At 72.8% G+C, this 7,914-nt stretch carries 6 protein-coding genes; 5 read left to right on the top strand and 1 reads right to left on the bottom strand.

The window, feature by feature from the left end:
- Positions 1–295 precede the first annotated feature (295 nt).
- The 5 genes from HW445_RS12270 (at position 296) to proC (ending at position 6,341) form a co-directional block, all read left to right on the top strand.
- The gene (locus HW445_RS12270; protein WP_180221056.1) at positions 296–2,698 is read left to right on the top strand and encodes a VWA domain-containing protein; all 2,403 of its coding nucleotides are present in this window, start codon (positions 296–298) and stop codon (positions 2,696–2,698) included.
- Between the two features lie 222 nt (positions 2,699–2,920).
- The gene (locus tag HW445_RS12265) at positions 2,921–3,745 is read left to right on the top strand and encodes a class I SAM-dependent methyltransferase (RefSeq protein WP_180221055.1); all 825 of its coding nucleotides are present in this window, start codon (positions 2,921–2,923) and stop codon (positions 3,743–3,745) included.
- A 100-nt stretch (positions 3,746–3,845) separates the two neighbouring features.
- Positions 3,846–4,643, top strand: coding sequence for an ABC transporter ATP-binding protein (locus HW445_RS12260; protein WP_180221054.1), 798 nt, complete (start codon positions 3,846–3,848; stop codon positions 4,641–4,643).
- Complete coding sequence (locus HW445_RS12255; protein WP_180221053.1) at positions 4,640–5,392, top strand: ABC transporter permease; 753 nt, start codon at positions 4,640–4,642, stop codon at positions 5,390–5,392. The genes HW445_RS12260 and HW445_RS12255 overlap by 4 nt, the downstream gene beginning before the upstream one ends.
- A gap of 136 nt (positions 5,393–5,528) precedes the next feature.
- Positions 5,529–6,341, top strand: coding sequence for a pyrroline-5-carboxylate reductase (gene proC, locus HW445_RS12250; protein ID WP_180221052.1), 813 nt, complete (start codon positions 5,529–5,531; stop codon positions 6,339–6,341).
- A 58-nt stretch (positions 6,342–6,399) separates the two neighbouring features.
- On the opposite strand, the gene trpS is transcribed toward proC, so the two are convergent.
- Positions 6,400–7,419, bottom strand: coding sequence for a tryptophan--tRNA ligase (gene trpS, locus HW445_RS12245; RefSeq protein WP_180221051.1), 1,020 nt, complete (start codon positions 7,417–7,419; stop codon positions 6,400–6,402).
- Positions 7,420–7,914: the final 495 nt, after the last annotated feature.

Below are 7,914 nucleotides of genomic sequence, written 5' to 3'. Positions count from 1 at the left end.
GACGAACAGGACGTCACCCGCGCACCCCCGCCCGGGTTGTCGGGCCGCCGCGAGCGACGCGGACACCACCTCACGCGGAACGGGAAAGCCCCCTCCGGCACCTGAGCGGCCGAACGGCCCTCCCGTACGGAGCAACACCGGGCGGTGCGGCGCCGCCCGCGAGATCAGCATGGGCATGCGGCGATCACGCTCCGGTCGCCAGTCGCCACCCTCCTCGACCAGGAAGGCCCGCATGCGTATTCACCGCACCATAACTCCGGGACGGAGGCGCCTGGGGCGCCTCGCCCGTGCCCTCGTGGGGGCCACGGCCCTCGTCACCCTCCTGGGCGCGGCCGCCCCGCCGGACGTCCCCCCGGCGGAGCCGGGCACCTCCGTGGTGACGGTGAAGACGGGCGGTGACCGGGTCGCCGACTCGGTCGTGGGCCCCCTCGCGGGCGTACGGCTCGCCCTCTTCGCCTCCGAGGACGCCACCACGCCGGTGAACACCACCTGGGCGGTCTGCACCTCCGACGCGGACGGCGACTGCAACTTCGTCGTGCCCGACACCGGCGACGGCGGCGCCAACGAGGGCGCGCGCTTCTGGGTCCGCCAGATCGGGGTGCCGGACGGCTGGTACACCAACCCCACCCTGCGCACCGGCGCGGGCAGCGGCTCGGGCTCGTTCGCCTCCCCCTACCAGTTCCAGACGCCCGCGCTGGAAGGCGGCGAGGTCTACTCGTCGACCAGCGACTTCATGTACAGCGCCGACTACGCCACCAGCCCCTACCTGGCCTCGGGCGGCATCTGGCAGCAGTCGCGGATCAACCCTGAGCTGCCCGAGGACTGCGGTCTGGACATCGCGCTGGTCCTCGACCTGTCGGCCTCGGTCGGCAGCGCGCTGCCCAGCCTCAAGGCGGCGGCCGACGGGTTCACGGACGCCCTCACCGGAACCCCGTCCCGGCTGGCGCTGTTCTCCTTCGACCGGCGGTCGCCCAGCACCGGCACCACCAACCACCCGGAACTGGTGCCGGTCTCCACCGAGGCCGGCGCGGAGGAGTTCAAGAGCCTCTACGCGGACTGGACGCTGGGTTCCGGCACCAACTGGGACCAGGGCCTGTACGCGGTGGCCAAGGCCGAGCAGCACTACGACGCCGTCGTGGTGCTGACCGACGGCAACCCCACGTACTGGAACAACCCCCCCACCGGCGACGGTTCGCACACCCACTTCGCCGACGTGGAGGGCGGCATCTTCGCCGCCAACGCGGTCAAGGCGGAGGGCACGCGGGTCATCGCCCTCGGCGTGGGCCGGGGCGTCGAGGGGGTGTCCGGCCTCAACCTGCGCGCCATCTCCGGCACGGAGGCCTACGACGGCACCAACCCGACCACCGCGGACTACTACCAGACCGCCAACTTCGAGGGCGCCGCCGAGGCCCTGCACGACCTCGCCCTCGGCCACTGCGACGGAACCCTCACGGTGGTCAAGCAGATCGTGCCCCCGCAGAACACCGGCGAGGACGTCACCGGAGCCACGGTGGCGGGCCCCGGCTGGGAGTTCACCGCCACGACCAGCACCCCGGGGGTCGGCGGGCTGCCCGACACCGAGGAGACGACCGGTGACGGCACCGGCGCGGTCGTGTTCCAGCCGACCTACCCGGGCACCGTGGACAACGCCTCGGTGAACGTCACGGAGGCCCAGCAGGACGGCTACACCGTGGTGACCCAGGGCGGACGCAACGCCGTGTGCGTCAACCTCGACGACGACACCCCGGTCGAGGTCACCAACACCGGGGCGGCCGGCGGTCCCGGCTTCACCCTCGACCTCCCGCGCCAGGCCGCCGTCAGCTGCATCGTGTACAACCGCGCGCAGGCGGACGCCGAGGCCGACGTCACCGTCGACAAGGAGTGGTCGATCGACGGGACCGTCTACGAACACGCGGACCGCCCCGACGGCTTCGACGCCGAACTCACCCTGACCGGCCCCGGTTCGGCCGGAGCCACCGGCCAGGACTGGGGCGTGGCCCGCGAGGGTTACACGGTCGGCGACACGGTGACCGTCGCCGAGACCACCGAGATCCCGGAGGACTGCACACTGAGCAGCCGACGGGTGGTCACGGCCAACGGCCGCCCGGTCGACGCGGCGCTGCCCTACCGGGCGGAGCTGACCCAGGAGTCCAACTCCTACACGGTGCGCAACACGGTCACCTGTGACGGCGACGACGACACCCGGCTCACCCTGGTCAAGCGCGTGATCAATGAGGACGGCACCGCGGAGCCGGAGGACTGGACCCTGACCGCGGACGGTCCCGCCCACCTCGCCGGCGTCAGCGGCAGCGAGGAGGTGACCGGTGTGGAGGTGCCGTCGGGCACCTACACCCTCGGCGAGTCCGACGGCCCCGGCGGATACCGCCGGAGCGGCTGGTACTGCGTGACCGACGGCGGTGCCCTGCTGCCGGTCCGGGCGGACCGGGTGACGATCCCCGCGGGCTCCTCGGTGACCTGCACGCTCGTCAACAAGGAGAAGTCCGGCCACCACGGCGGCCACGGCAAGCCCGGTCACCACGGACCCGGTCACGGCAAGCCCGGTCACCACGGGCCGGGCCACGACGGCGGTCACGGAGGCGGCCACGGAGGCGGCCACCGGCAGGACCGGGACCACGGCGTGTGCCGCTGGCTCCCGTTCTTCGACGAGACGGAGGCGACCTCCTGGCTCTGCCGCTGACGCGGCGACCGCACGACGGCCCCCGGGCCCGGCCGGCACAGCGGCGGCCGGGCCCTTCGGGGGTCGCGCACCCGCTCCACGACAACCCGCTCGATCCCGAGCCCTGGGCATCCGCCCCGGAATGAGGGGTTCCCGGGCAGGAATTGCGAGACTTCCGCCCCACGGAACCCAACCTGGTGAAAGCTCCCGGGGCGCGCCGCCGGTCCGCTCCACCATGGAGCCATGACCTCGCCCACCGCGCGCCCCCTGCCCGCCTCCCTGGTCACGGCCCACGCCGAACGGGCGCGCTCGTTCAACAGCGCCGCAGCCGTCTACGCCGCCGCCCGCCCCACCTACCCGCCCGTCCTGTTCGACGCCGTCGAGGAGCTGTCCGGCCGCCCCCTTTCCGGCGCCCGCGTGGTCGACGTGGGCGCCGGCACCGGCATCTCCACCACCCTCCTGCGGGCCCGCGGCGCGCGGGTCCTCGCCGTGGAACCCGGCGAGGGCATGGCCGCCGAATTCCGCCGCGCCCTCCCCGACACGCCCCTGGTCAGGGGCGACGGCAACCACCTCCCGCTGGCCTCCGCGACCGCCGACCTGGTGACCTACGCCCAGTCCTGGCACTGGACCGACCCCGCGCACGCGCACCCGGAGGCCCTGCGCGTCCTGCGCCCGGGCGGCGCCCTCGCCCTCTGGTGGAACACCGACGCCCAGGACGTCCCGTGGATCGCCGAGCAGGCCGACCGCGTCCGCCGGCACTTCGGCGACGACCGCGCCAACAAGTCCGGCGGCGGCACCCGCACCCTCGACGCCGACAAGCTCTTCGCCGGCGCCCCGTTCCCGCCCGACCCCGACCGGATCGCCCGCCGCGTACTCCGGTGGAGCCGCCGCATCCCGCTCGACACCCACCTGGCCAACGTCGCCAGCCACTCCGTCTTCATCGTGCACGGCGAGGAATCCACCCGCGCCTTCCTCGACCGGGAGCGCGCCCGCCTCCGGGAGGTCTTCCCGGACGGGCTCGTCGAGGAGGTCTACGACGTCCTCCTCCTGGTCGTCACACCACGCTGACCCCTGCCGCCTCCCCGGACCCCGCCCACAGCCCGAGGCCGCCGCACGAATCCGCGCGGCGGCCTTGACGTGTCCGGAGCGGCGGAGAATTATTCATCGCATGATGAATAAACAGTCCGGTCAGGCGGTCCGGGCCACCGGCCTCACCGTGGTCCGAGGCCCCCGCACCGTGCTGCGCGACCTGGACTTCACCGTGCCCGCCGGCCGCATCACCGGCCTGCTCGGCCCCTCCGGCTGCGGCAAATCGACCCTGATCCGCGCCGTCATGGGCACCCAGGCCAAGGTCACCGGAGACCTCCAGGTCCTCGATCAGCCGGCCGGCCACCCCTCGCTGCGCGCCCGCATCGGCTACGTCACCCAGGCCCCCGCCGTCTTCGACGACCTCACCGTCCGGCAGAACCTGGAGTACTTCGCCGCGGTCCTCGACCCCGGCCGCCGCGCCGCGGCCCGCCGCCGGGAGAACGTCACGCGCGCCGTCGCCGACGTCGACCTCACCAGCCACGCCGACGCCCTGGCCGGCAACCTCTCCGGAGGCCAGCGCAGCCGCGTGTCCCTCGCCGTCGCCCTCCTCGGCACACCGGAACTCCTGGTCCTCGACGAGCCCACCGTCGGACTCGACCCGGTGCTCCGCCGCGACCTCTGGGACCTCTTCGACGCCATCGCCGCCGACCGCGGCGCCAGCCTCCTGGTCTCCTCCCACGTCATGGACGAGGCCGAGCGCTGCCACGGCCTCCTGCTGATGCGCGAGGGCGAGATCCTCGCCCAGGACACCCCCGACGCCCTGAAGACCCGCACCGGCACGGACACCGTCGAGGCGGCCTTCCTCAGCCTCATCGACGAGGCCGCCGAAGCCGCGGCCGAGGCCGCCCGGTCCCACCGCCAGGAGACCCCCCGATGACCACCGCGCCCCTCAGCCCCGCCCGGACCGCCGCCACCGCCGCCCGCGTCCTGCGCCAGCTCCGCAACGACCCCCGCACCATCGCCCTGCTGCTCCTGGTGCCCTGCCTCCTGCTGCTCCTGCTCCGCTACGTCTTCGACGGCAGCCCGGAGACCTTCGACAGCATCGGCGCCTCACTGCTCGGCATCTTCCCGCTGATCACGATGTTCCTGGTCACCAGCATCGCCACCCTGCGCGAACGCACCTCGGGCACGCTGGAACGCCTCCTCGCCATGCCCCTGGGCAAGGCCGACTTCATCGCCGGCTACGCGCTCGCCTTCGGCACCCTGGCCATCGTCCAGTCGCTGCTCACCACCGGCCTCTCCGTCTGGGGCCTCGGCCTCGACGTCATCGGCTCGCCCTGGCTGCTGCTCCTGGTCGCCCTCCTCGACGCCGTCCTCGGCACCGCCCTCGGCCTGTTCGTCTCCGCCTTCGCCGCCTCGGAGTTCCAGGCCGTCCAGTTCATGCCGGCCGTGATCTTCCCGCAGCTCCTGCTGTGCGGCCTGTTCACCCCGCGCGACCAGATGCAGCCCGTCCTGGAGGCCGTGTCCAACGTCCTGCCCATGTCCTACGCGGTCGACGGGATGAACGAGGTCCAGCAGCACGCCGGGGTCACCGGCGACTTCGTCCGCGACGTCCTGGTCATGGTCGGCTGCGCCCTCCTGGTCCTCGCCGTCGGCGCGGCCACCCTCCGCCGCCGCACCGCCTGACCGCCGCACCGTCTGACACGCCGCACGGGGGAACGGCGCGCTGCCGTTCCGCCTGGCGGACAGTGCGCGGGGTCGCCACGGCCCCGGTGCGAGGATGGCCATGGACGACGCGCAACTCCCCCGGAGGGCAACACCCATGAGCCAGAAAGTCGCAGTCCTCGGCACCGGCAAGATCGGCGAAGCACTGCTCAGCGGCATGATCCGGGGCGGCTGGAACCCGTCCGACCTGCTGGTCACCGCCCGCCGCGCCGAACGCGCCGAGGAGCTCTGCTCCCGCTACGGGGTGACGGCGGTCGGCAACGCGGAGGCCGCCAAGACCGCCGACACCCTGATCCTCACCGTCAAGCCGCAGGACATGGGCGCCCTGGTCGAGGAGCTGGCCCCGCACGTCCCGGCCGGACGCCTGGTGATCAGCGGCGCCGCGGGCATCACGACCGCCTCCCTGGAGGACCGCCTCCCGGCCGGCGTCCCCGTGGTCCGCGTCATGCCCAACACCCCCGCCCTGGTCGACGAGGCCATGTCCGTGATCTCGGCGGGACGCCACGCCACCGACGCCCACGTGGAAACCGCGGAGCAGATCTTCGGATCGGTGGGCAAGACCCTCCGCGTCCCCGAGTCGCAGCAGGACGCCTGCACCGCGCTCTCCGGCTCCGGCCCGGCGTACTTCTACTACCTGGTCGAGGCCATGACCGACGCCGGCATCCTCCTCGGCCTGCCCCGGGACAAGGCCCACGACCTGATCGTCCAGTCCGCCATCGGCGCGGCCGTCATGCTCCGCGACAGCGGCGAACACCCGGTCAAGCTCCGCGAGAACGTCACCTCTCCCGCCGGCACCACCATCAGCGCCATCCGTGAGCTGGAGAACCACGGCGTCCGCGCCGCCCTGATCGCCGCGCTCGAGGCCGCCCGCGACCGCAGCCGCGAACTCGCCTCCGGCAACGGCTCCTGAAACGACGGGCCGGGGACCCTGGGGGCGGAGCCCGCTCCGCCCCCAGGGCTCGGTGCCTTCAGGCCGGCGGCAACAGCCCGATCGCCCGGTACGCCGCGTCCACCACCGGCCGCGCCCTCTCCCGGGCCCGCTCGGCCCCCGCCCGCAGCACGCCGTCCACCTGGGCCGGATCCGCGCACAGCTCCGCGTGCCGCTCCCGCACCGGCCGCAGCACCTCCACGACGGCCTCGGCGACGTCCTTCTTCAGAGGGCCGTACCCCGTGTACTTCCCGGCCAGTGCCGCCGGCTCCTCGCCGGTACAGGCGGCGAGGATCTCCAGCAGATTGGCCACCCCGGGCCGTGCCACGCGGTCGTACACGACCTCCTGCCCGCCCGCCCCGTTGTCGGTGACCGCCCGCATGACCTTCCTGCGCACCACTTCGGGTTCGTCCAGGAGACGCACCACCCCCTGACCCGAACGGTCGCTCTTCCCCATCTTCGAGGTGGGTTCCTGCAGGTTCATCACCCGCGCCCCCACCGTGGCCAGGGTGGCCTCCGGAACGACGAAGGTCCGGCCGTAGCGCTGGTTGAACCGCTCCGCGACGTCCCGCGCCAGCTCGACGTGCTGCCGTTGGTCCTCACCCACCGGCACCTCGTCGGTGGCGTACGCCAGGATGTCGGCCGCCATCAGCACCGGATACGTCAGCAGGGACAGCCGCACACCGTTGCCCTGCTCCTGCTGGCGCACGACCTTCTCCTTGTACTGCACCATCCGCCGCGCCTCACCGTCGGTCGCCACGCACTCCAGCAGAAAGGACAGCCGCGCGTGCTCGTCGACGTGGCTCTGCACGAACACGGTGCACACCTCGGGGTCCAGTCCGGACGCCAGCAGCAGCGTGGCCGTCTGCCGGCTCAGCCGCCGGAGCCTCGCGGGGTCGTGCTCCACGGTGAGCGCGTGCAGGTCGACCACGCAGAACAGGGCGTCCGACCGGTGCTGGTCGACGGCCGCCCAGCGGCGGACCGCCCCGAGGTAGTTGCCCAGTGTCAGATGCCCCGACGGCTGGACACCGCTGAAGACCCGCTTCGTCTCTCGACCCATCTCCCGACCTCCTGGTCGTCCGGGCCGCTCCGCGCCCGGCGGCCACCCCGCGGAGGGAGATACGGGAAACGGCCGCCGGGATCCGGCGGCCGCTGCTTGAACGCATGCGTGAGGACGGGCCGCCGTCAGGCGGCCCACCAGCTCTGGGTGCACGCATGCGCTGAGTTCACGCGGCCAGGCTAGGCCGTGACGGGGTGCCTGTACAGGGAGTTTGACACTGCCCGAGGTGATCCGTAAGGTTCTCCGAGTTGTCCGACGTGAGCACCGACTCCGGTCGGCCCCGGACAGCCACCCCACAAGCACCACCAAAGCCTCGCGGCTATTTCCGCCGTGTGTGTCGACGTGTGCATTGTGGAGCGCAGGATTCCTCGTTCGTGAGAGCGGGACCCCCGATTGGCATCGAGGGAAGGGAATCCGCTAAAGTCTCACAGGTCGGAAGGGCCCAACGGCCCGGAAGGCAAATCCCGCTGACTGGGAATCAGACGCCGAAAGGAT

The sequence above is a fragment of the Streptomyces sp. UH6 genome (genome assembly GCF_013421635.1).
GTDB lineage: Bacteria > Actinomycetota > Actinomycetes > Streptomycetales > Streptomycetaceae > Streptomyces > Streptomyces abyssomicinicus.
The sequence above is the reverse complement of the archived record's forward strand: the minus strand, read 5'-3'. Positions and strand labels throughout refer to the sequence as shown.

What these genes read in the sequence shown, in the direction of transcription:
- HW445_RS12265 (WP_180221055.1), top strand. Translation starts at nt 2,921, where the DNA reads ATGACCTCGCCCACCGCGCGCCCCCTGCCCGCCTCCCTGGTCACGGCC.
- HW445_RS12260 (WP_180221054.1), top strand. Translation starts at nt 3,846, where the DNA reads ATGATGAATAAACAGTCCGGTCAGGCGGTCCGGGCCACCGGCCTCACC.
- HW445_RS12255 (WP_180221053.1), top strand. Translation starts at nt 4,640, where the DNA reads ATGACCACCGCGCCCCTCAGCCCCGCCCGGACCGCCGCCACCGCCGCC.
- proC (WP_180221052.1), top strand. Translation starts at nt 5,529, where the DNA reads ATGAGCCAGAAAGTCGCAGTCCTCGGCACCGGCAAGATCGGCGAAGCA.
- trpS (WP_180221051.1), bottom strand. Translation starts at nt 7,419, where the DNA reads ATGGGTCGAGAGACGAAGCGGGTCTTCAGCGGTGTCCAGCCGTCGGGG.